The sequence below is a fragment of the Stenotrophomonas sp. genome (assembly GCF_059505245.1).
Genome location: NZ_JCACKF010000050.1, coordinates 173187 through 194111 on the forward strand (window position 1 = coordinate 173187; position 20925 = coordinate 194111).

The 20925-nt window shown below is 67.4% G+C and carries 22 protein-coding genes and 1 pseudogene; 13 read left to right on the forward strand and 10 right to left on the reverse strand.

Going from position 1 to position 20925, the window contains the following annotated elements; all coding sequences use genetic code 11:
- Positions 1-23: 23 nt before the first annotated feature.
- Together AC5JLE_RS20000 and AC5JLE_RS20005 are read left to right on the forward strand one after the other, a co-directional pair.
- A complete protein-coding gene (locus tag AC5JLE_RS20000) occupies positions 24-998 on the forward strand; it encodes an Lnb N-terminal periplasmic domain-containing protein (protein ID WP_014646210.1) in 975 nt (324 codons plus the stop codon).
- On the forward strand, positions 998-3019 hold the full coding sequence (locus tag AC5JLE_RS20005) for an esterase/lipase family protein (protein ID WP_046429242.1): 2022 nt from the start codon (positions 998-1000) through the stop codon (positions 3017-3019). The genes AC5JLE_RS20000 and AC5JLE_RS20005 overlap by 1 nt, the downstream gene beginning before the upstream one ends.
- Positions 3020-3106: 87 nt before the next feature.
- Here AC5JLE_RS20005 and AC5JLE_RS20010 read toward each other — a convergent pair whose 3' ends face one another.
- Positions 3107-4528 (reverse strand): MFS transporter, encoded by a 1422-nt coding sequence (locus tag AC5JLE_RS20010; RefSeq protein WP_262216577.1) that lies wholly within the window; start codon positions 4526-4528, stop codon positions 3107-3109.
- A gap of 29 nt (positions 4529-4557) precedes the next feature.
- Here AC5JLE_RS20010 and soxR point away from each other — a divergent pair, with 29 nt between their 5' ends.
- Complete coding sequence (soxR, locus tag AC5JLE_RS20015) at positions 4558-4992, forward strand: redox-sensitive transcriptional activator SoxR (RefSeq protein WP_021202603.1); 435 nt, start codon at positions 4558-4560, stop codon at positions 4990-4992.
- A 72-nt stretch (positions 4993-5064) separates the two neighbouring features.
- Here the strand turns inward: soxR and AC5JLE_RS20020 are convergent.
- Positions 5065-5694: pseudogene (locus tag AC5JLE_RS20020) on the reverse strand (short chain dehydrogenase); the annotation flags it as partial.
- Positions 5695-5765: 71 nt separating this feature from the next.
- On the opposite strand from AC5JLE_RS20020, the gene AC5JLE_RS20025 reads away from it, so the two are divergent.
- On the forward strand, positions 5766-6641 hold the full coding sequence (locus AC5JLE_RS20025; RefSeq protein WP_032958506.1) for a LysR family transcriptional regulator: 876 nt from the start codon (positions 5766-5768) through the stop codon (positions 6639-6641).
- 59 nt (positions 6642-6700) lie between these two features.
- On the opposite strand, the gene proC is transcribed toward AC5JLE_RS20025, so the two are convergent.
- On the reverse strand, positions 6701-7522 hold the full coding sequence (gene proC, locus AC5JLE_RS20030; RefSeq protein WP_164166504.1) for a pyrroline-5-carboxylate reductase: 822 nt from the start codon (positions 7520-7522) through the stop codon (positions 6701-6703).
- Between the two features lie 18 nt (positions 7523-7540).
- On the reverse strand, positions 7541-8218 hold the full coding sequence (locus AC5JLE_RS20035) for a YggS family pyridoxal phosphate-dependent enzyme (protein ID WP_197556784.1): 678 nt from the start codon (positions 8216-8218) through the stop codon (positions 7541-7543).
- Positions 8219-8305: 87 nt separating this feature from the next.
- Here AC5JLE_RS20035 and AC5JLE_RS20040 point away from each other — a divergent pair, with 87 nt between their 5' ends.
- The 3 genes from AC5JLE_RS20040 to AC5JLE_RS20050 all read left to right on the forward strand — a co-directional run bounded on the left by AC5JLE_RS20040 (position 8306) and on the right by AC5JLE_RS20050 (position 11690).
- On the forward strand, positions 8306-9343 hold the full coding sequence (locus AC5JLE_RS20040; protein WP_004147099.1) for a type IV pilus twitching motility protein PilT: 1038 nt from the start codon (positions 8306-8308) through the stop codon (positions 9341-9343).
- A 78-nt stretch (positions 9344-9421) separates the two neighbouring features.
- Positions 9422-10585 carry a PilT/PilU family type 4a pilus ATPase gene (locus tag AC5JLE_RS20045; RefSeq protein WP_042358565.1) on the forward strand — a complete coding sequence of 388 codons (1164 nt, stop codon included), beginning with the start codon at positions 9422-9424 and terminating at the stop codon, positions 10583-10585.
- A 121-nt stretch (positions 10586-10706) separates the two neighbouring features.
- Entirely contained in the window at positions 10707-11690 is a 984-nt protein-coding gene (locus AC5JLE_RS20050) for an aldo/keto reductase (RefSeq protein ID WP_014646218.1), read from the forward strand.
- A 59-nt stretch (positions 11691-11749) separates the two neighbouring features.
- On the opposite strand, the gene AC5JLE_RS20055 is transcribed toward AC5JLE_RS20050, so the two are convergent.
- Complete coding sequence (locus AC5JLE_RS20055) at positions 11750-12646, reverse strand: LysR family transcriptional regulator (RefSeq protein WP_014646219.1); 897 nt, start codon at positions 12644-12646, stop codon at positions 11750-11752.
- Between the two features lie 299 nt (positions 12647-12945).
- Between AC5JLE_RS20055 and AC5JLE_RS20060 the strand changes: the two genes are divergently transcribed.
- The 3 genes from AC5JLE_RS20060 to AC5JLE_RS20070 all read left to right on the forward strand — a co-directional run bounded on the left by AC5JLE_RS20060 (position 12946) and on the right by AC5JLE_RS20070 (position 14503).
- Positions 12946-13158 carry a DUF4287 domain-containing protein gene (locus AC5JLE_RS20060; protein WP_014646220.1) on the forward strand — a complete coding sequence of 71 codons (213 nt, stop codon included), beginning with the start codon at positions 12946-12948 and terminating at the stop codon, positions 13156-13158.
- A gap of 95 nt (positions 13159-13253) precedes the next feature.
- Positions 13254-13703 (forward strand): GNAT family N-acetyltransferase, encoded by a 450-nt coding sequence (locus AC5JLE_RS20065; RefSeq protein WP_032958497.1) that lies wholly within the window; start codon positions 13254-13256, stop codon positions 13701-13703.
- A 92-nt stretch (positions 13704-13795) separates the two neighbouring features.
- Positions 13796-14503: a YitT family protein gene (locus AC5JLE_RS20070; protein ID WP_014036228.1), complete on the forward strand. Its 708-nt coding sequence runs from the start codon at positions 13796-13798 to the stop codon at positions 14501-14503.
- 60 nt (positions 14504-14563) lie between these two features.
- Here AC5JLE_RS20070 and AC5JLE_RS20075 read toward each other — a convergent pair whose 3' ends face one another.
- Positions 14564-15109, reverse strand: coding sequence for a DNA-3-methyladenine glycosylase I (locus AC5JLE_RS20075; RefSeq protein WP_049451061.1), 546 nt, complete (start codon positions 15107-15109; stop codon positions 14564-14566).
- On the reverse strand, positions 15106-16893 hold the full coding sequence (locus AC5JLE_RS20080; RefSeq protein ID WP_496065573.1) for a DUF4153 domain-containing protein: 1788 nt from the start codon (positions 16891-16893) through the stop codon (positions 15106-15108). The genes AC5JLE_RS20075 and AC5JLE_RS20080 overlap by 4 nt, the downstream gene beginning before the upstream one ends.
- 91 nt (positions 16894-16984) lie before the next feature.
- Between AC5JLE_RS20080 and AC5JLE_RS20085 the strand changes: the two genes are divergently transcribed.
- From AC5JLE_RS20085 to AC5JLE_RS20095, 3 genes are read left to right on the forward strand one after another with little or no spacing between them, the layout of a single operon-like run.
- Entirely contained in the window at positions 16985-17551 is a 567-nt protein-coding gene (locus AC5JLE_RS20085) for a YqgE/AlgH family protein (RefSeq protein WP_014646224.1), read from the forward strand.
- Positions 17544-18038 carry a Holliday junction resolvase RuvX gene (ruvX, locus tag AC5JLE_RS20090; RefSeq protein ID WP_046429259.1) on the forward strand — a complete coding sequence of 165 codons (495 nt, stop codon included), beginning with the start codon at positions 17544-17546 and terminating at the stop codon, positions 18036-18038. The genes AC5JLE_RS20085 and ruvX overlap by 8 nt, the downstream gene beginning before the upstream one ends.
- Positions 18039-18053: 15 nt before the next feature.
- Positions 18054-19004, forward strand: coding sequence for an aspartate carbamoyltransferase catalytic subunit (locus AC5JLE_RS20095; protein WP_032958490.1), 951 nt, complete (start codon positions 18054-18056; stop codon positions 19002-19004).
- A gap of 92 nt (positions 19005-19096) precedes the next feature.
- On the opposite strand, the gene AC5JLE_RS20100 is transcribed toward AC5JLE_RS20095, so the two are convergent.
- The 3 genes from AC5JLE_RS20100 to AC5JLE_RS20110 all read right to left on the reverse strand — a co-directional run bounded on the left by AC5JLE_RS20100 (position 19097) and on the right by AC5JLE_RS20110 (position 20863).
- Positions 19097-19588: an REP-associated tyrosine transposase gene (locus tag AC5JLE_RS20100; RefSeq protein WP_262216580.1), complete on the reverse strand. Its 492-nt coding sequence runs from the start codon at positions 19586-19588 to the stop codon at positions 19097-19099.
- Between the two features lie 136 nt (positions 19589-19724).
- Positions 19725-20525 (reverse strand): carboxylesterase family protein, encoded by an 801-nt coding sequence (locus AC5JLE_RS20105; RefSeq protein WP_080052966.1) that lies wholly within the window; start codon positions 20523-20525, stop codon positions 19725-19727.
- A 71-nt stretch (positions 20526-20596) separates the two neighbouring features.
- Positions 20597-20863 (reverse strand): hypothetical protein, encoded by a 267-nt coding sequence (locus AC5JLE_RS20110; protein ID WP_032958486.1) that lies wholly within the window; start codon positions 20861-20863, stop codon positions 20597-20599.
- Positions 20864-20925: the final 62 nt, after the last annotated feature.

The following is a 20925-nucleotide window of genomic DNA, read 5'->3' on the forward strand; positions in this document are numbered from 1 at the left end:
GACGTTGGATGACAGGAAGTGCCATGGCGCTGGCAGCGTTGTGGGTGACCGGGCTGCTGGCCTATCAGATGCCGGGGCCGGGCTGGCTGGCCAATGGCATTGCGGTGCTGTGGCTGCTGGTTGCGCTGTGGGCGTCGTGGCAGGTCGCGCGTGGCCGTGGCCATCGTCGCCTGGGCATGGCGTTCGGCGCGTCGCTGGCGCTGGCCGGCCTGTGGTGGCTGCTGCTCACCCCGCGCCAGGACCGCGTCTGGGCCGATGACGTGGCCCAGCGCCTGCACGTGGTGTCCTTCGACGGGCGCCACGTGGTGCTCGACAACGTGCGTGATTTCACCTGGCGCAGCGAGACCGACTACGACGCGCACTGGGTGCGCCGCGCGTACGACCTGGACCAACTCCGCTCGGCCGATCTGGTGCTGTCGTACTGGATGGGCCCGGCGATCGCCCACACCCTGATCTCGTTCGGTTTCGAGGATGGGCGCCACGTGGTGTTCTCGCTGGAGATCCGCAAGGAACGCGGCGAATCGTTCTCGGCGCTGGGCGGCTTCTTCCGCAAATTCGAGATGACCCTGGTGGCCGCGGAGGAGACCGACATCATCCGCACCCGCACCAACGCGCGTGGCGAGGATGTCTACCTGTACCGCCTGCACGGCATGGACCAGGCGCAACTGAAGCAACTGTTCGCCGCGTACATCGCGCAGGCGCGCGAACTGGATGCGAAGCCGGGCTTCTACAACACGCTCACCAGCAACTGCACCACCATCGTCTTCGATCTGGCCCGCCACATCGCGCCGCGCCTGCCGCTGGACTACCGCCTGCTGCTGTCCGGCTACCTGGCCGAATACGCACAGGAGGTCGGCGCGCTCACGCCGGGCGTGCCTTATGCCGAACTGCATGACAAGGGCCGCATCACCCAGCGTGCGCTGGACCTGGGCAGCGGCGACCACTTCTCCACCGTGATCCGCCAGGGCGTGCCCGGCACCGAGCAGGACCCGCAGTAATGACCCGACTATTCCTGATCCGCTGGCAGCGCGTGCTGCCGGTGTTGTTCGCCGCCTTCCTGCTGCTGGGCAGCAGCGGCTGCGCGATGGTGACTGTCAAGCAGGTGAAGTCCAGCGATTCGCTGGTGAACAAGCGCGCCGATGTGCTCAACACCGGCAAGCTCAGCCCGGCCGCGCGCGAGACGCTCAGCGCGGCGGGCCTGGATGAGTCGCAGTGCGAGAAGGACTTCCTGGTCTGCCGCAGCACGTTGTTGATGACCGATGACCTCAACGTCGAGCAGCGGCTGTCGGCGCTGTCCGAACTGTGGGTGAAGGCCGCACTGGCGCTGACGCCGAAGAAGACCGCCGCCGGCGATCCGCCGATGAGCGATGCGGCGCTGGATGCCTGGCTGGAAGCCGCGCGCTATGCCTATGCCTACCTGTTCTACAGCGGCCGCTCGCCGTCCGACCGCGCCTTCGAGGACCGGCAGACGCAGGTGCGCGACTACTACAACTACGCCGCCGAGAAGGCGGCGGTGGTGCTGTTCGTGCGCGCGCGTGCAGCGGCACTGGCCGGCGAGGACTATACGAAGCCGATCTCGGTCGGCAGCTGGTCGCTGGCCTCCAACTACCAGCAGTTGAACCTGAAGAGCATTCCGGCGCAGTTGGTGCCGGCCGGCACGGTCAGCTTCGTCGGCCTGCGCAGCACCTATCGCCGCGATGGCTTCGGTGCTGAGCTGGTGATGGTGATGGACCCGCCCAAGCTGGTCGCGCCGGTGATCGCGGGCGATGGGCCGAAGGCGGAAACAGCGGCGGATGATGCTGACGACGAGCGCCGTGGCCGCCGCCATCGGCATGACGATTCGGTGCCGGAATTCAGCGAGATGTCCTCGATCAACGTCACCGCGCTGCTGCGTTTCGAAGGCAGCAGCCTGGAAGACGTGATGCGCACGCGCCGGGTCGAGCTGGACGCCTATTCGCCGGAGGCCACTGAACGCATCACCCTGCACGGCGAACAGGTGCCGCTGGCCGGCAATTTCACCGCTGCCTACGGCCTGTGGCTGGCGCAGAGTGGCTTCGCCCGGCAGTCACTGCGCACCCTGTTCGGCATGAGTGAGGGCATCGGCGAACCGCACATCTACCTGATGCAGCCGTGGGACCCGAACCGCCGCATCATCTTCATGCTGCACGGCCTGGCCAGCAGCCCGGAAGCCTGGGTGAACCTGGCCAACGAGATCATGGGCGACCCCGAGCTGCGCCAGCAGTTCCAGGTGTGGCAGGTCTACTACCCGACCAATGCACCGATCGCGCTGAACCGCTACGAGATCGCCAACGCGTTCAATGACACGCTCAAGCACTTCGACCCCAACGGCAGCACGCGCGCATCGAAGGACATGGTCTATATCGGCCACAGCATGGGCGGCGTGCTCGCGCGGCTGCTGGTGAGCGACTCGGGTGATGTGCTGTGGGATGACCTGCTGGCCAACTATGACCTGAAGGGTGAGCGGCTGAAGCGGGTGCAGGCCAAGCTGGGGCCACTGCTGCATTTCAAGGCGCAGCCGAACGTGGAACGCGCGATCTTCATCGCCGCGCCGCACCAGGGCACGGATATCGCCGGCAACAAGGTCGGGCGGCTGATCGGGCGCCTGGTACGCCTGCCGCTGACCATTCTCGGCAAGTTCGAGGACGTGTTCATGGCGCTGGCACAGGCCGAGCAGCAGGTCGACGGCACCGCCAAGCCGAAGATTCCCAACAGCATCGACAACCTCAAGGCCAGCGATCCGTTCGTGAAGGCCGCCGCACAGCTGCCGATCGAAGCGGGCCTGAAGTACCACTCGATCATCGCCCAGCGCAAGCCGGAGCTGCCGGTGGAGAAGTCCGATGACGGGCTGGTGCCGTACTGGAGCGCGCATCTGCCGGGCGCGCTGTCGGAGAAGGTGATCATTTCCGGCCACAGCGTGCAGGAGACCCCGCAGGCCGTGCTGGAAGTGCGCCGCATCCTGCATCGGGATATCGATGATGTGGGGGCCGGTACACGGTAATGCCGGCCTCTGGCCGTCGCCATCATGGGATTCCCGCGTGCGCGGAGGTTGCCGGCCAGCGGCCGGCACTACCGGAATCCGGCGGCGCTACACCCGCCGCGCGATCACTGCGGCCAGCACCGCCAGACCGAAGGTGATGGCCAGGCACAGCAGGTAGCCGGTGTGCGGCGCGCTTTCCACGAACATGGCGAACAACGCGCCGGACACCGCCAGCGCGGTGGTCACCGACAACGCCTCGCTCAGCTGCAGCGCCGAGGTATTGGCACCCTGCTCATGCGGTGCTGACAGCGACAGGGTCAGCACCGACAGGCTGGCGTAGATCATGCCCATGCCGAAGCCGGTCACGGCCCAGCCGACCAGCGCGACCGGCAGCGGCATCGGGTTGAACAGCACCGACAGCGTTGCGGCGATGCCGACCGTCATCATCACCGTGCCAACGCGCAGCAGCTGCTGGCGTGACCAGCCACGCTGCTGGTGGCCCTGCAGCCATGAACCGGCGAACCAGCCCAGCGCACCGAGGCTGAGCACGGCGCCGGCCCAGCTGGGCGAAAGCCCGCGTTCGCGCTGCAGCAGCAGGGGCAGATAGGCCTCGCAGGCGAAGAACGCCGCTGCAGCGATGCCGCGCAACGCGATCACGCTGGGCAGGCCGCGGCGCAGGATCAGGGTTCCGGCCGGCAGCAGCCGATGCACGCAGAACAGCAGCGCCAGCATCGCCACGCCGATGCAGAGCAGGGCGGCCATGCCCTGTTGCTGGCCGCCGACGTAGAGCAGTAGTGCGGCCAGTGAGGCGCCAGAGGCCCAGCGCACCACGTTGCTGCGCTCGCCATCGTTGCAGACCGCAACGGGAGGTTGCATGCGCGCCAGTGCCGGGCGCAGCAGCAGTGCGGCCGGTATCGCCAGCAGTGGCACTGCCAGGAATACCCAGCGCCAGCCCAGGTGCTGCACCATCAGGCCACTCAACGCCGGGCCGACCATCGAGGGCACCACCCAGCCTGCGGAGAACGCCGCGAACACCTTCGGCCGCAGGTGTTCGGGGTAGCTGCGGCCGACCATCACGTACAGCGAGACCGAAATCGCGCCCGCGCCCAGGCCCTGCATCAGGCGCCCGGCCACCAGCATGCCCATGCGCGTCGCAAAGCCGGCCAGCAATAGGCCCAGCACGAAGCAGCCCAGGCCGTACCAGAGTGGCCGCGCGGGGCCGTGGCGATCGGCCCAGCGCCCGGCCAGGGTCATGCCGATCACACTGGTGGCCAGGGTGCCGCCAAAGGCCAGCGCGTACAGGCGCAGTCCATCGAGTGCTTCGGCCACGGTGGGCATCGCGGCCGCGACGGCCAGTGCTTCGAAGGCGTGCAGCGCGACCAGCGCGACCATGCCGATGGTCGTGGCGCGGTAGCGCGCGGACAGGATCGAGCTGTCAGCCGGCAGGTGGGTGTCGGCGGGAGAGAGGGTCGGGGTCATACGGGTCAGGTGCAGGCCGCGCTTGTCAACGGGCGGCGAAGATAGCAGCATGCCACCTCAACTGTAGTTGAGGTCAAGCAATGGCATCCCAGGAACTCAGCGTTGGCGAGGTCTCCCAGCGCAGTGGCGTGGCCGTTTCCGCACTGCATTTCTACGAGCGCAAGGGGCTGATCAGCAGCCTGCGCACCTCGGGCAACCAACGGCGTTACAGTCGGGACGTGCTGCGCCGGTTGGCGGTGATCCGCGTGGCGCAGCGGGTGGGCATGCCGCTGGAAGCAGTCGGCCGTGCCTTCGAAAGCCTGCCTGACGGCCGCGCACCGACCAAAGCTGATTGGGCCAGGTTGTCCGCGCGCTGGCGCACCGAGCTGGAAGAGCGCATCCACATGCTGCAGCTGCTGCGCGACGAACTGACCGGCTGCATCGGTTGTGGCTGCCTGTCGCTGCAGCATTGCCGCCTGGCCAATCCCGGCGACGTCCTCGGCGAACGCGGCGACGGCCCGATGCGCTGGGAGTGAGCGACAAAAAGGGGACGGAGGGGATTATGTCGTTTGTGCACTTGCGACTTAATCCCCTCCGTCCCCTTTTTCTTACCATACCGTGATGGTTTCGCCGCTCTGGATGCCTTCCACCGCGCGCTGGAAGGCCAGTGCCGCGCGCTGTGCGCTTACCGCCTCGAAGCCCGGGAAGTAGGGGCCGTAGGCGGCCATCGATTCGATCAGTACGTTCGGGCTGACCACGTTGATGCGCAGGCCGCGCGGCAGCAGCTCCAGTGCGGCTGCGCGCACGAAGCCTTCCAGTGCGGCATTCACCGAGGTGGCGTTGACGCCGTCGCGGATCGGTTGTGCGCTGACGATGCCGCTGGTCAGGGTGATCGAGCCGCCGCTGTTGAGATGATGCTGCGCGGCCAGTGCCAGCCTCACCTGGCCCAGCAATTTGTCCTGCAGGCCGAGGTTGAACTGCGCCGGCGTCATCTGCTGCAGCGGGCCGAAGTGCAGCTTGCCGGCGGTGGAAATCACCGCATCGACCGGGCCGGTACGTGCGAACAGTTCGGCGACGCTGGCGTCATCGGTCAGGTCCACGCGCAGTTCGCCGCTGCTGCGGCCGGCGGCGAGAATCTGATGCTGTTGGCCGAGCTGGCGGGCGACTGCCTGGCCGAGGGTGCCGCTGGCACCAACGAGGAGGATCTTCATGGCTGTTCCTTGCGTAAGGGAGTGAGCGCAGTCTGCGCCCTCACAATGGGGTTAGGTAAGCGGCGTATGATTCGCAGATTCCTAACTAAGGATTAGTAATGGATACCCTTCGATGCATGCAGGCCTTCGTTGCCGTGGCCGAGCGTGGCAGCTTCGCCGGCGCCGCCGAACAGCTGCAGGTCTCGGCGGTGATGGTGGGCAAGTACATCCAGCAGCTGGAGGCGCATCTGGGTACCGCGCTGCTGCAACGGAACACCCGCCGCCAGCGCCTGACCGAAGCCGGCAGCGCCTATCTGGCCGGCTGCCGGCAAGTGCTGGAGCAGGTGCAGCAGGCCGAGGCCGATGTGGCCGGTCTGCAGGTACAGCCGCGTGGCCTGCTGCGGGTCAGTGCGCCGACCACCTGGGGCAGCTGCGTGCTGGCGCCGCAGCTGGCCGGCCTGCTGCGCGCGCAGCCGCAGTTGAACATCGAACTGGATCTGAGCAACCGCCGTGTGGACCTGATCGAGGACGGCTTCGACGTGGCGATCCGGGTCGGGCCGTTGCCATCGCAGGAGGTCGTGGCGCGGCCGCTGCCGCCGTATGCGATGAGCCTGTGCGCGGCGCCGTCTTACCTGCGCAGGCGCGGCACGCCACGCACGCCGGCGGACCTGCAGGGGCATGACTGCCTGAGCCATCTTGCCTGGCGTGGTGGCCATGGCTGGCAGTTGGCCAACGGTGAACAGGTGGATTGGGAGGCGCGGCTGACCTGCAACGACGGGTTCGCGCTGCGCGAAGCCGCCGTGGCCGGGGCCGGGTTGGTGCTGCAGCCGACCGCACTGCTGGCCGGCGAGATCGCGGCCGGGCGGTTGAAGCCGCTGCTGCGCGACTACCTGCCCGAACCGCGACCGATGCACCTGATCTACCTGCCCGATCGACGCCCGCGCCCGCGCCTGCAGTGCTTCGTGGATTTCGTCATGACCACATTGGGGCAATGAACATCCACGCCATGCGTGGATGATGGTAGGTGCCGACCGTTGGTCGGCACACATCGGGATCAATCATTCGCCGCAGACAATTCCTGCCCGCGCACCTGCGCAGCACGCAGCGCGTTGTCCACCAGCACTTCGAAACCACCGGCCTGGAAGCTCTCGATCGCGGCCTGGGTGGTGCCGTTCGGCGAGGTCACACGGCGGCGAAGCTCGGCCGGGCTTTCGCCGGCTTCATCCAGCATGCGCGAGGCGCCCAGCAGGGTCTGCACCACCAGCGTGCGCGCGGCGTCGGCCGGCAGGCCCTGGGCAATGCCCGCCGCTTCCATCGCTTCGGCCAGCAGGAACACGTAGGCCGGCCCGCTGCCGGACACGGCAGTGACCGAATCCATCAGCGCCTCGCGCTCGATCCACACGGTACGGCCGGCACTGGCCAATACCTGTTCGGCCTGCGAGCGCTGCTGTGCATCCACCGACGGCGTGGCATACAGGCCGGTCACGCCGGCGCCGAGCAGGGCCGGCGTGTTGGGCATTGCACGCACCACCGGCAGGTTGCCGCCCAGCCAGCGTTCCAGCTGCGCGCTGGTGATGCCGGCGGCGATCGACACCACCAGTGGCCGGCTTGCCTGGGCCAGTGCCTGCAGCGACTGGCAGACCTCGCGCAGCACCTGTGGCTTCACCGCCAGCAGCCAGGTGCGGCCCTGTGCGGCGGCATCGGCGGCATTGTCGTGCACCTGCACGCCGAAATCGGTGGCCAGCGACTCGCGCAGTGCTGCAACCGGTTCGGCCACGTGGATGTGTGCGGCGGGCACGCCCTGGCGGATCAGGCCAGCGATCAGGCTGCGCGCCATGTTGCCGCCGCCGATGAAGGTGATGGAATCAGCTGCCATGAAACTCTCCTTGCAAGATCAGGCCGGGCGCGGGCGCGCGCCGAACAGGGCGGTGCCGATGCGCACCAGGGTGGCGCCCTCGGCGATGGCGTCGGCGTAGTCGCTGCTCATGCCCATCGACAGCGTGTCGACCTGCGCGTGCTGGGCGGCCAGCGACTGGAAAAGTGTGCGCATGCGCACGAACGCATCCCGACGGCGTTCCGCCTCGGGCCATGGCGCGGGAATCGCCATCAGGCCACGCAGGCGCAGGGTGGGCTCGGCGGCAATCGCAGCGGCCAGCACCTCGACATCCTCCGACGCACAGCCGTGCTTGCTGGATTCATCGTCGATGTTGACCTGGATCAGCACATTCAGCGGACCACGCGCTGCCGGGCGATGGCGCGCCAGCGCCGTCACCAGCTTGGGCCGGTCCACGCTCTGCACCCAATCGAAGTGGGTGGCCACGGCCTCGGCCTTGTTCGACTGCAGGTGGCCGATCAGGTGCCACTCCAGCGCCAGGTGCTGCAGCGCCTGCATCTTGGCCAGCGCTTCCTGCACATAGTTCTCGCCGAAGGCCTGCTGGCCCTGCGCGGCCAGCGCAGCCACGGCCTCGGCCGGTTGGGTCTTGGAAACGGCCAGCAGGCGCGGATCGGGCCGGCCGGCCGCCTCGGCGGCGGCATGCAGGTTGCTCAGGATCTGGGGCAGGGGAGTGGCCACGTAACGCGTTCCGTTGAATCAGGAGGCTATACTGCCGCCCGGGGAAAGATCCTTCCAGTCGAAGCCGTTATTGGGGAGTAGCCGCTCATGGATATCGCCGAACTGCTGGCGTTTTCCGTAAAGAACAAAGCGTCCGACCTGCACCTGTCCGCAGGCCTGCCGCCGATGATCCGCGTGGACGGCGACGTTCGCCGGATCAACATCCCGGCCCTGGACCACAAGCAGGTCCATGCGCTGGTGTACGACATCATGTCCGACAAGCAGCGCCGCGATTACGAGGAATTCCTCGAAGTGGACTTCTCCTTCGAGATCCCGTCGCTGGCGCGCTTCCGTGTGAACGCGTTCAACCAGAACCGTGGCGCCGGTGCGGTGTTCCGTACCATTCCGTCCGAGGTGCTCACCCTCGAGGACCTGGCCTGCCCGCCGCTGTTCCGCGAGGTGATCCAGCAGCCGCAGGGCCTGATCCTGGTGACCGGTCCCACCGGTTCGGGCAAGTCGACCACGCTGGCGGCGATGATCGACTACATCAACAAGAACGAATACGGCCACATCCTCACCGTCGAGGATCCGATCGAATTCGTGCACACCTCGCAGAAGTGCCTGATCAACCAGCGCGAAGTGCACCGCGATACGCATGGTTTCAACGAAGCGCTGCGCTCGGCACTGCGCGAGGACCCGGACATCATCCTGGTCGGCGAACTTCGCGACCTGGAAACCATTCGCCTGGCGCTGACCGCCGCGGAAACCGGCCACCTGGTGTTCGGCACCCTGCACACCAGCTCGGCGGCCAAGACCATCGACCGCATCATCGACGTGTTCCCGGCCGGCGAAAAGCCGATGGTGCGTTCGATGCTGTCCGAGTCGCTGCGTGCGGTGATCTCGCAGGCGCTGCTGAAGAAGGTTGGCGGCGGTCGTACCGCAGCGTGGGAAATCATGGTCGGCACCCCGGCCATCCGCAACCTGATCCGCGAAGACAAGGTGGCGCAGATGTACTCGGCCATCCAGACCGGCCAGCAGTACGGCATGATGACCCTGGACCAGCACCTGCAGGACCTGGTCAAGCGCAGCCTGATCACCCGCAACCAGGCCCGCGAGTACGCCAAGGACAAGCGCCTGTTCGAGTAAGGCGGGACAACCACGGGCGGCGTGCACCAGTGCGGCGCCGTCTCCGTGCCGTTTCCTCCACCGACCGTTTCCTGGTACATGCCCTCTTGGGAGCCCGCCGTGAACAGCACCGCGACCACCATCGATTTCACTTCGTTCCTCAAGCTGATGGCGCACCAGCGCGCCTCGGACCTGTTCATCACGGCCGGCATGCCGCCGGCGATGAAGGTCAACGGCAAGATCTCGCCGATCACCCAGACCCCGCTCACGCCGCAGCAGAGCCGCGACCTGGTCCTCAACGTGATGACCCCGGCGCAGCGCGAGGAATTCGAGAAGACGCACGAATGCAACTTCGCCATCGGCCTGTCCGGCGTCGGCCGCTTCCGCGTCAGCTGCTTCTACCAGCGCAACCAGGTCGGCATGGTGCTGCGTCGCATCGAGACGCGCATTCCGACCGTGGAAGAACTGAGCCTGCCGCCGATCATCAAGACGCTGGCGATGACCAAGCGCGGCATCATCCTGTTCGTCGGCGCCACCGGTACCGGTAAATCGACCTCGCTGGCAGCGATGATCGGTTACCGCAACCAGAACTCGACCGGCCACATCATCACCATCGAAGACCCGATCGAGTTCGTGCACAAGCACGAGGGCTGCATCATCACCCAGCGCGAAGTCGGCATCGATACCGACAGCTGGGAAGCCGCGCTGAAGAACACCCTGCGCCAGGCGCCGGACGTGATCATGATCGGCGAGGTGCGTACCCGCGAAGGCATGGATCACGCCATCGCGTTCGCCGAAACCGGCCACCTGGTGCTGTGCACCCTGCATGCGAACAACGCCAACCAGGCGATGGACCGCATCGTCAACTTCTTCCCGGAAGACCGCCGCAACCAGCTGCTGATGGACCTGTCGCTGAATCTCAAGGGCGTGGTCGCGCAACAGCTGGTGCCATCGCCCGATGGCCGCTCGCGCAAGGTGGCGATGGAGATCCTGCTGGGCACGCCGCTGGTGCAGGACTACATCCGCGACGGCGAGATCCACAAGCTGAAGGAAGTGATGAAGGACTCGGTCCAGCTGGGCATGAAGACCTTCGACCAGAGCCTGTTCGAGCTGTACCAGGCCGGCGAGATCAGCTACGAGGACGCGCTGCGCTACGCCGATTCGCAGAACGAGGTGCGCCTGCGCATCAAGCTCAGCCAGGGCGGCGACGCACGTACCCTGTCGCAGGGGCTGGACGGCGTGGAGATCTCGGAGATCCGTTGACCTGGCCGGTATCGGTCGTGGCTGGATTGATGAATTCCGGTCATGACCGACTGCGGCCGGGCTGGCTCAATCCAGCGCCACGACAGGCGTATCGTCATCACTCCCCCTCTGGAGCACGACGATGCAGACACGCGAACTGGGCCGCAGTGGCCTGAAGGTTTCCGCCCTCGGCCTGGGCTGCATGGGCCTGACCCATGCCTACGGGCAGCCGGTGGAGCAGGGCCAGGGCATCGCCCTGCTGCAGGCCGCCGTCGAGCGCGGCGTGACCTTCTTCGACACCGCCGAGGTGTATGGTCCGTACACCAACGAAGACCTGCTCGGCCGGGCGCTGGCGCCCTACCGCGACAGGCTGGTGATTGCCACCAAGTTCGGATTCAAGGGCGCGCGCACCGATGACGGCCTGGACAGCCGCCCCGAGAATATCCGTGCCGTTGCCGAAGCCAGCCTCAAGCGCCTGCGCACCGACCATATCGACCTGTTCTACCAGCACCGCGTCGACCCGAACGTGCCGATCGAGGATGTGGCTGGCACCGTGCGCGACCTGATCGCCGAAGGCAAGGTCGGCCACTTCGGGCTGTCCGAGGCGAGCGCTGCCACCGTGCGCCGCGCGCATGCGGTGCAGCCGGTTGCCGCCGTGCAGAGTGAGTACTCGCTGTGGTGGCGCGAACCGGAGCGCGAGTTGTTGCCGACGCTGCAGGAGCTGGGCATCGGCTTCGTGCCATTCAGCCCGCTTGGCCGCGGCTTCCTCACCGGCACGATCAACGCCGACACCACCTTCGACGCCAACGACTTCCGCAATACCGTGCCGCGCTTCGAAGTGGAGGCGCGCCGCGCCAACCAGGCGCTGGTGGATCGCATCAGTACGATTGCCGCAGCACGGGGCGCGACGCCGGCGCAGGTGGCGCTGGCCTGGCTGCTGGCACAGGCGCCGTGGATCGTGCCGATCCCAGGCACCACCAAGATCCATCGCCTGGAAGAAAACCTGGGCGCGGCCGACCTGCAGCTGGCACCGGAGGAGCTGCAACGCATCGCACAGGCGCTGGACGAAGTGTCGATCGTCGGCGAGCGCTACAACGCGCAGCGCGCCGCCCAGGCCAAGGGCTGATCACCAGCTGGGTGCGGACCGTTGGTGGGTGCGCACCGTTGGTCCGCACGCCTTGCCCCTCACCCCAGCGGCCCGCGCAGCGCATCAAGCACCGTGCGCATCGCCACGGTGACGTGGCGGCGCGACGGGTAGTACGCGTAGTAGCCATCGAAGTGCGGGCACCAGTCGTCCAGCACCGACTGCAGGCGGCCATCGTCCAGCATCGGCTGCACCTGGTCTTCCGGCAGCCAGGCCAGTCCGCTGCCGGCCAGCGCAGCGGCGCGGGTCATGCCCATGGTGTTGAACGTCCATTGCCCGCCAACGCGCACACTCAGTTCGTTGCCATCCTGGCCGAAATCCCACGGCATCAGTCCCCCATGCGTAGGCAGGCGCAGGGTCACGCAGTTGTGCTTGGCCAGGTCGTCCGGATGCTGCGGCACCACGTGCTGGCGGAAGTAGCTGGGTGCACCGACCACGCGCATGCGCAGCGGCGGGCTGATCGGCACCGCGACCATGTCGCGCGCCAGGCGCTCGCCGAGGCGGATGCCGATGTCGTAGCGCTCGGCGACGATGTCGGCCAGGCCGTAGTCGGTGGTCAGTTCCACCTTCAGGTCCGGATAACGCTGCAACAACGGCGCCAGCCGCGGCCAAGCGATGTACTCGGCGGCATGGCCGGTGGCATTGATGCGGATGGTGCCGGCCGGGCGTTCGCGGTACTCGGCCAGTGCGGCCAGCCCGTCCTCGATCTCGGCCAGGCGTGGGCCCAGGGTGTCGAGCAGGCGGGCACCGGCTTCGGTGGTCGATACGCTGCGGGTGGTACGGGTCAGCAGGCGCACGCCCAGGCGCTGTTCCAGGCCGCGCATGGCATGGCTGAGCGCGGACTGGGACACGCCCAGCTGGGCGGCGGCCCGGGTGAAGCTGCCCTCGCGGGCAACGTGGACGAAGGCCTGCAGGTCGTTGAGGTTTTCGCGGGGCATGCTGGAATGATACGGCCGGGCTGCGCCCGGCACCTGCCGAAGCAACGTCAACGGCCACGTCAACTTCAAAAACTGGCTATCCGTGAGATGGCGGGGTGGGCCCGGTTGAGGGGGACGCCGTAAACCCATCCATGGGGGCTTGGTCGCGGCATCCATGCCGCTCACACCCCCCTCAACCGGACCCACCCCGCCTTCGACAGTTGGCTGCGGCCTGTCGGGCGAGGCGGGGTCGGACGTTTGGGTGTGTCGATTTCTGCGTCTGTGGTTCGTCGAATGAATGACTTCAACGGGAGCTGCACATGAGCACTGACACCAAGCCGAAAGGCCCGGCCTCGTATTTCCCCTCCATCGAGAAGACCTACGGGCAGCCGGTGGCGCACTGGTTCGGGTTGCTGGCCGGGAAGAAGGGCCTGAAACACATGGAACTGGTCAGCTTCCTGAAGAGTGAACATGGCTTGGGCCATGGCCATGCCAACGCACTGGTGGCTCACCATCTGGCCGGCAAGGGCTGAGCAGGCAACCCCGCGCTGAACGGTTGTCGGCGGCCTTGCTCCACCGGATGCAGGGGCGGGCAGACTGGGCGTCCATCCCCAGGCAGGACGCCCGCATGCAGGTCACGCTGGAAGCGATCACCCCCGACAACTACGAAGCGGTGTGCGACCTCGACGTCAGCGATGCGCAGCAGGGCTTCGTGGCCAGCAATACCTGGTCGCTGGTGCAGGCGGCGTTTCATCCCGGCTACCAGACCCGCGCCATCCAGGCCGATGGCGAGCTGGTCGGGTTCTTCATGTGGGTGCCGGAGACGCCGCAGCGGATGTCGATCTGGCGCTTCATGGTCGATCAACACTGGCAGGGCCGTGGTATCGGTCGACGCGCGCTGGAACTCGCGCTGGCGCAGATCCGGGCCACGCCCGGTCTGGCCGAGATCGAGATCTGCTACAACCCGCGCAATCCGGTGGCGGGCGCCTTCTACGGCAGCTTCGGGTTCGTCGAGACCGGGATGGACGACGACGGAGAGGACATGCTGGCCGTGCTGCCTGTAGCGGTCCCGGGATAACCTGAATGGGCGAATCTGACTGAACGATTTCATCTGCAACTGTCATGCAGATCGTGTCTAATACCGCTCCCCACCCGCTGTTCCCCACCCGCATGTCCCTTCCTTCCCATGGCCCCGCGCCGTGCGACGACGCTGACGGCCACCTGGTCACCGCCGGTCCGCTGACCCCGCCGCCCGACAGTGCTGGCACCACCGCCGACGAAAAAGCGCTGCGTCACTCGATCGCCGAGGACGTGCAGGGCATGGTGCTGGCCACGATGGTGGCTTCGCTGGGCCTGGCCATCTTCGCCAAGGGCGGGCTGATGATCGGCGGCATGGCGGGCATGGCCTTCCTGCTGCACTACGCGATGGGCTGGAACTTCGGCCTGGTGTTCGTGCTGGTCAACCTGCCGTTCTACTGGGTGGCGCTGCGGCGCATGGGCTGGGAATTCACCCTGAAGACCTTCGCTGCGGTCACCGCCTGTGGCGTGCTGACCGACCTGCTGCCGCGCTGGATCGACTTCTCGCACATCAACCCGCTGTATTCGGCGATCGTCGGTGGTGCGCTGTCAGGCCTGGGCATCCTGTTCTTCATCCGCCACCGCGCCAGCCTTGGCGGCATCGGCATCCTGGCGGTGTACCTGCAGCGCACCCGAGGCTGGAGCGCCGGCAAGGTGCAGATGTCCTACGACGCCTGCCTGATGGTAGCCGCGTTCTTCGTGCTGTCGCCATCGAAGGTGCTGTACTCGGCCATCGGCGCGGTGGTGCTCAGCCTGGTGCTGATGTTCAACCACCGCCCCGGCCGTTACATGGGCGTGTGACCGTTCAACGGGGTTGCCGGCCAGCGGCCGGCACTACCGGCACCCACGCGCGGAGATCCCTCAGCGGGCGGCGGCCTTCAGCCACGGCGGCGACAGCGTCAGCAGCCGCGCATGCACCGGGCAATCCTCGGCGTGCGCGCCGGGCAGGTAGCCCAGGCTCATCAGGAACTCGCCGGTGATCTCGCCGCCGGTGAAGCGGAAGGTCTTCTTGAACAGCTTCACCCAGTCGGCCTTGCTGCGCGGGTGGTGCGCGTCCAGCCACGCCGCGAAGCTGCCATGGCTGGCCCGCAGCTGCTGGATCACCTGCGCGTTGTGGATGGCCGCCAGCACCTTCAGCCGGTTGCGGATGATGCCTGCGTCCGACAGCAGGCGCTCGATGTCCTGCTCGGCGTACGCCGCCACGCGGTCCACATCGAAGCCGTCATAGGCCGTGCGGAAGCCCTCGCGCTTCTTCAGGATCGTTTCCCAGCTCAGGCCGGCCTGGTTGATTTCCAGCACCAGCCGCTCGAACAGTTCGCGCTCGTCACGCTGCGGGAAGCCGTACTCGTTGGCGTGGTAGTAGTCATGCACCGGATGGCCCGGGGCGATGAGGCAGTAGCCGCTCATGGGGAAGACTCGGTGGATTCGGGTTCGGGATCGATGGCCACTGCGGGGCGCCCATCGATGGACAGCATCGGCCAGCGTGGCGGTTCGAGCGTGAGTTTGCCATCACGCAGCGCCTGGTTGATCGCCTCGGCCTGGCCGCTGGCGGTGCCGAACAGCGAACCGGCCCGGCGCCAGTGGGCATCCCTGCCACGTGCGTACAGCACGCAGTCCGGCCCACGGTGGGTGTACAGCTCGCACAGCAGCACGTCGGTGTTCCCGTCGCCATCCAGATCGCGATGCACGATCAGGCAGTCGCGCTCGCTCTGGGCGCAGGATTCGCCATCGATCGCGCGCGTGGCCAGTGCCTGCCACCAGTCGTCCGGTGGCGAGCTGGATCCCTTGGCCAGCTTCAACGCGCGCTGCAGGGCGACGACGTCCTGCGGCCCCTTGTCGAGGCGCTGGCCGTCATCCCAGCGCGAGGTACGTGCCAGCGCGGCAGCGATCACCTGTGGCGCGTTGGCATCGGCGGTGATGGCTGGATCACGCTGCAGCTCGCGCAGCGCCCGCACGCCGCGGTGGCCAAGATCGAAGCGCAGCACGTTGACGTCACTGCTGGTGATCGCGGGCGGGTCGGCACGCAGGCGCGCCAGCTGGCTGGACAGGGTCAGCCGCACCGGGTCCAGCAGCGGCGAGTTGCCCAGCAATGCCAGTGCCAGCACCGCCCAGCACATCCAGCGGTTGACCGGCTCCAGCATCTGCAACCAGCGGCGCTGCCGGCGCAGCACCGCCAGCGCGTAGCCCACGGCATAGCCGGCCACGGCCACTGCGACGAGTACCGCCCAGAACCGGTCCACGGTCCAGCCGTACTGCACCACGCGCAGCCCCAGTGCGTACAGCGCCAGTGCGGCGTAGACCGGCAGCGCCAGCAGGCTGGCTTCAACCAGACGGCGCAGCACGACGGGGTAGGGCGCGGTGTCGTCCCCCTGCTGGTAGACCGCATTGGTGAACGTCACCAGCAACAGCGACAGCACCAGCAGCAGGCTGGCGGCCGAGCGGGTCTTCCACAGCGGTTCCAGCCCGGTAAGCGGCAGGCTCAGCACGAACAATACGGCGATGAACGAGAGCAGCGGCAGCAGTCCGCGGCAGATCGCGAACAGCACCTGGCGGGTGATCTGGATCGCACGGTGCTGGGTGCGCCCGATCAGCACGCCGAACCCGGCCAGGCTGCCGGTAGCCAGCGCAATGAAGGCATCCTGGCGGAACAGGTCGCGGAAGACGGTGACCTCCAGCAGCTGGAACAGCGCCGCCCACAGCCACAGCAGCAGCCAGGTCAGCCCGGTGAACAGTGCCGCCAGGGCGAGGGTCAAACCGTTCTGCCAGGCGCGCTCGAACAGCTCGGGGTAGCTGGCGCGCCAATGCCCGTGCTGCAGCTGGAACTGCCACCAGGGCAGGGCCACGAACACCGCCACGGCGATGCCCAGGGTCAGTGGAAACTGCAGCGCGCTCGACTCCAGCGCGGTCTCGCCAGTGAGGTTCCAGCCGATCCAGGCGGCCAGCGCCAGCACCACCGCCGAGCCGAGCACGGCCTGCAGCCACAGGCGGCGCTGGCCCAGGTCGACCAGGCTCAGCGCCACCGCGCTGGGAATGGCCAGCACCCAGGCGTACCAGCAGTAGCGCCAGCCGATATCGCGGAACGGCCACGCATCGGACAGTTCCTGCGCGGCATACAGCATCAGACCCTGCAGCAGGGCAATCAGGACGATGGCGCCGCGTGCCGGCAGGGTCAGGGGCGATGAAGACTGCATCGATGACCTTCCATGGCAAAGCACCATCCTAGCCCATCGCGGTTCGCCGCCTTTGCGCGACCATCCCGCCCCCAGCAGGTAGAATGGGACCATGCCTGTAACGCCGACCTCCCTCGCCGATCACCTCCTCGTCGCACTGCCGTCGCTGCTCGACGCGACCTTTGCCCGCAGCGTCGCGCTGATCTGCCAGCACGACGAGAACGGGGCGATGGGCGTGCTGGTCAACCAGCCTTCCGAGTACACGCTGGGTGAAGTGCTTGCACAGATGGACATCACCACCGGTGACGGCGACCTGCAGGCGCGCATGGTGCTCAACGGCGGCCCGGTGCATCCCGAGCGCGGCTTCGTCATCCATGACGACGCGCGGGCGTGGGATTCCAGCCTGATCGTGGGTGACGGCCTGTACCTGACCACTTCGCGTGACATCCTTGAAGCGATGGCGCGTGGCGAAGGCCCGGCCAATGCCGTGGTCACCCTCGGCTGTGCCGGTTGGGGCGCAGGGCAGCTGGAAAGCGAGCTGTCCGAGAACAGCTGGCTGACCGTGCCGGCCGATGCCGAGCTGGTGTTCCAGCTGCCGCTGGAGCAGCGCTGGCAGGGTGCGGCCTCGCGCATCGGCGTGGACCTGTTCCGGCTGACCGACTACAGCGGCCATGTCTGAGCCGGCCACGCCCGTACCGGCTCCTGCTGTCCCGGCGATCCGCCGTGACGGCACCGTTCTGGGTTTCGACGTCGGCTCGCGGCGGATCGGCGTGGCCATCGGCAGTGCCTTCGCTGCGCATGCGCGCGCGGTGGCGGTGGTCGATGTGCACGGCAATGGCCCGGACTGGACCGCGATCGAACGCCTGCTCAAGGAATGGAAGCCCGACGGCCTGGTGGTCGGCGACCCGCTGACCCTGGACGGCCAGGACCAACCCAACCGCAAGCGCGCGCAGGGCTTCGCCCGCCAGCTGCGGGAACGTTTCAAGCTGCCGGTGGTGATGATCGACGAGCGTTCCAGCTCGGTCGAGGCCGCCCGCCGCTTCGCCGTCGAGCGCGCCGAAGGGCGCAAGCGCCGCCGTGATGCGGCCGCGCTCGATGCCGTGGCCGCGGCGGTGATCATCGACCGCTGGCTGTCGTCCCCCGACGACGCCACCCCCATTCCCTGACTGCCCGACACCGCCATGACCGCCCAGCAAATCGATGCCTCCGGACGCCTGCGCCACCTGCTGACCTTGGAGGGCCTGCCGCGCGGGACCCTGCTGCAGCTGCTTGACCGGGCAGGTCAGATCCGCGATGCCGCAGTCGGCCGCGTCGGCAACAAGCGCCACGTGCTGGCCGGTTCGGCGGTGTGCACGCTGTTCTTCGAGCCGTCCACGCGCACCCGCAGCTCATTCCAGCTGGCCGCGCAGCGCCTGGGCGCCGATGTGCTCAACTTCGATGCCTCGACCTCGTCCACCCGCAAGGGCGAAACCGCCTGCGATACGCTGCGCAACCTGGAAGCGATGGGCGTGCGCGGCTTCGTGGTGCGCCACCCGGAGGATGGCGCGGTAGCCGCACTGGCAGAAGCGGCGGGCGAGGGCACCGCACTGATCAACGCCGGTGACGGCCGCAGCGCGCACCCGACCCAGGGCCTGCTGGACATGCTGACCCTGCGCCAGGCCAAGGGCCCGGATTTCTCGAAGATGAAAGTGGTGATCGTCGGCGACGTGAAGCACTCGCGCGTGGCCCGCACCGACCTGCATGCGCTGCGCACGCTGGGCGCGGGTGAGATCCGCGTGTGCGGCCCGCAGTCGCTGCTGCCGGACGATGAGACCCTGAAGGGCTGCGTGGTCGGCGATGATTTCGACGCGATGCTGGAAGGCGTCGACGCGCTGATGATGCTGCGCCTGCAGCGCGAGCGCATGGAAGAAGGCCTGGTGCCGTCGCTGGAGCAGTACCACGCCCAGTACGGCCTGACCCGCGAGCGCCTGGCGCGCGCCGGCAAGGATGCCGCGGTGCTGCACCCGGGCCCGATCAACCGCGGCGTGGAAGTGACCGACGACGTGGCCGACGGCCCGCAGTCGTGGGTGCTGCGCCAGGTCGCCAACGGCGTCGCCGTGCGCATGGCCGTGCTGGAAACCCTGCTGGGCTGACCACGCGCTCTGGTAGGTGTCAACCTTGGTTGACACACTTGCCGCGCGGCTTGTCCGCGCACCGCTCTGGTAGATGCCAACCTTGGTTGGCACTATCCATCCGCGCCCAAGTTGTCGAGCGGATCACACGAAGCCCCAAGCTCCCATTCGCACCATGCATGGGGATATTGCCCAAGCCGCGTCGCCAGCCCGGCCCTGATCGGATTTCCCGTCAGGTACATCGCATGCCGGTGCAACGATTCGTCAGAGCGGATCGCATGATCGTGATAGCAGGCCTGCCAGAAGCGCCCGACTCGCCCCAGCAACCGGTTTGCCTGCTGGGCTGTGCGCGACTTGAAACGCTTCATGACGGTTTCCAGCGTTCCCGCACGCAGTTCGACCAGCCAGTGGATGTGGTCGGGCATGACCACGTACGCAATCGAGCGGGTGAAGCCTTCCTGATCCAGTCGCTGGAATTCGCGGACTGCCAAGGCGGCCGCTGCGGCGTTGGTGAAGAGCGGCGCGCGGTCATGGACGACGGTGGTGAGGATATAGCTGAGGCCGATGCTGGAGCGACGACCGAGCAGGAGACGTGTGTTCTGCATGGAGCAAGCATGGACGGGCCTGCTTCCAGTGAACATCGGGGAATGGGTTGGTTTCAGGTAGGCCAGTGCCAACCAAGGTTGGCAACTACCAGAGCAGTCAGTGCCAACCAAGGTTGGCAACTACTGAAGCTGCGGCTCAGCGCTTCTGCGCGAACAGCCATGCCCACATTGCCGGGTCGGCGTAGGTGGCGTCCCAGGCATTGTGGTTGCCGTCCGGGTACTCGGTGTAGCGCACGTCGCGTGCAGCGGCGCTCCGGAATGCGGCGTGCAGTCTGCGATCGTCGTCCGGTGGCACCACATCATCCAGCGCGCCGTGGAAGATCCAGATCGGCGTGCCTCTCAGGCGCTGGGCGATGGCCGCATACGGATCGGTTTCCTGGGCGACCTGCTCGACGAACAGGGTCGGGCGCACCGCGCGTGGCGCCAGCACCGCGCCGCACACGGGCACGATCGCGGCGAAGCGCCCGGGGTCATCCAGCGCGATGTTCCAGCTCCCATAGCCGCCCATCGACATCCCGGTCAGGTACTGCCGTGAGCGATCGGCACCGAACTCGGCGATGGTGGCGTCCAGGGCGGCCAGCGCAACGCGGTTGTTGCGCCCGCTCCATTCCTGGTGGCCGGGCACCTGGGGGAATACGGCCAATGCGGGGAAGTCGGCCGCGTGCCTGCGCAGGTGCGGCCCCAGCCCCGCATGGGTCTGCTTGACACCGTCGCCGCCACGCTCGCCGGAGCCGTGCAGGAACAGGATGACCGGGAGTCTGGTGGGAGCGGTGGCCTGAACGCCGGCCGGAATGAACACCTGGTAGTAGGCGGTCTCGCCGTCCACCTTCACTGCGCGGCCCTCGAAGCGGCCGCGCGCGCTGTCCGGCAGCGAAGTGCAACCGCTCATCATCAGAAAGGCCAGCAGCGGCAGCCAGCGCGACATCGATCGGACCATGGGATTTCCCGGGGCGGCAGGGTCAGCTGCATCCTAGCCCGCCGCAGGTCAACGCGGCATCGTGCGGCGCGTCACTCCGGTCGCGGGAAACTGGCGATGATGTCCAGCTGCTCCTGCGCTTCGGCATTGCCCTCGGCGGCGGCGGCCTGCACCTGCGCGATGTCCGGATGCAGCACCACCAGCAGCGGGTTCTCGCAGACCGGGCAGGCGTACTCGGTGGCGTCCTCGTCCAGCTCCATCTCCATGGCACGCGAGCTGCCCTTCCATTCGCAGGCCGGGCAGGTGTGCTGCTGGTCGCGCCAGCCGGGCTGGAAATAGTTTTCGATCGTTGTTGCCATGGGTGTTCCAGTTGGGATCGGGTCAGAGCCCCGCGCGGCGGGAGATCCGACCCTGGGTTTTG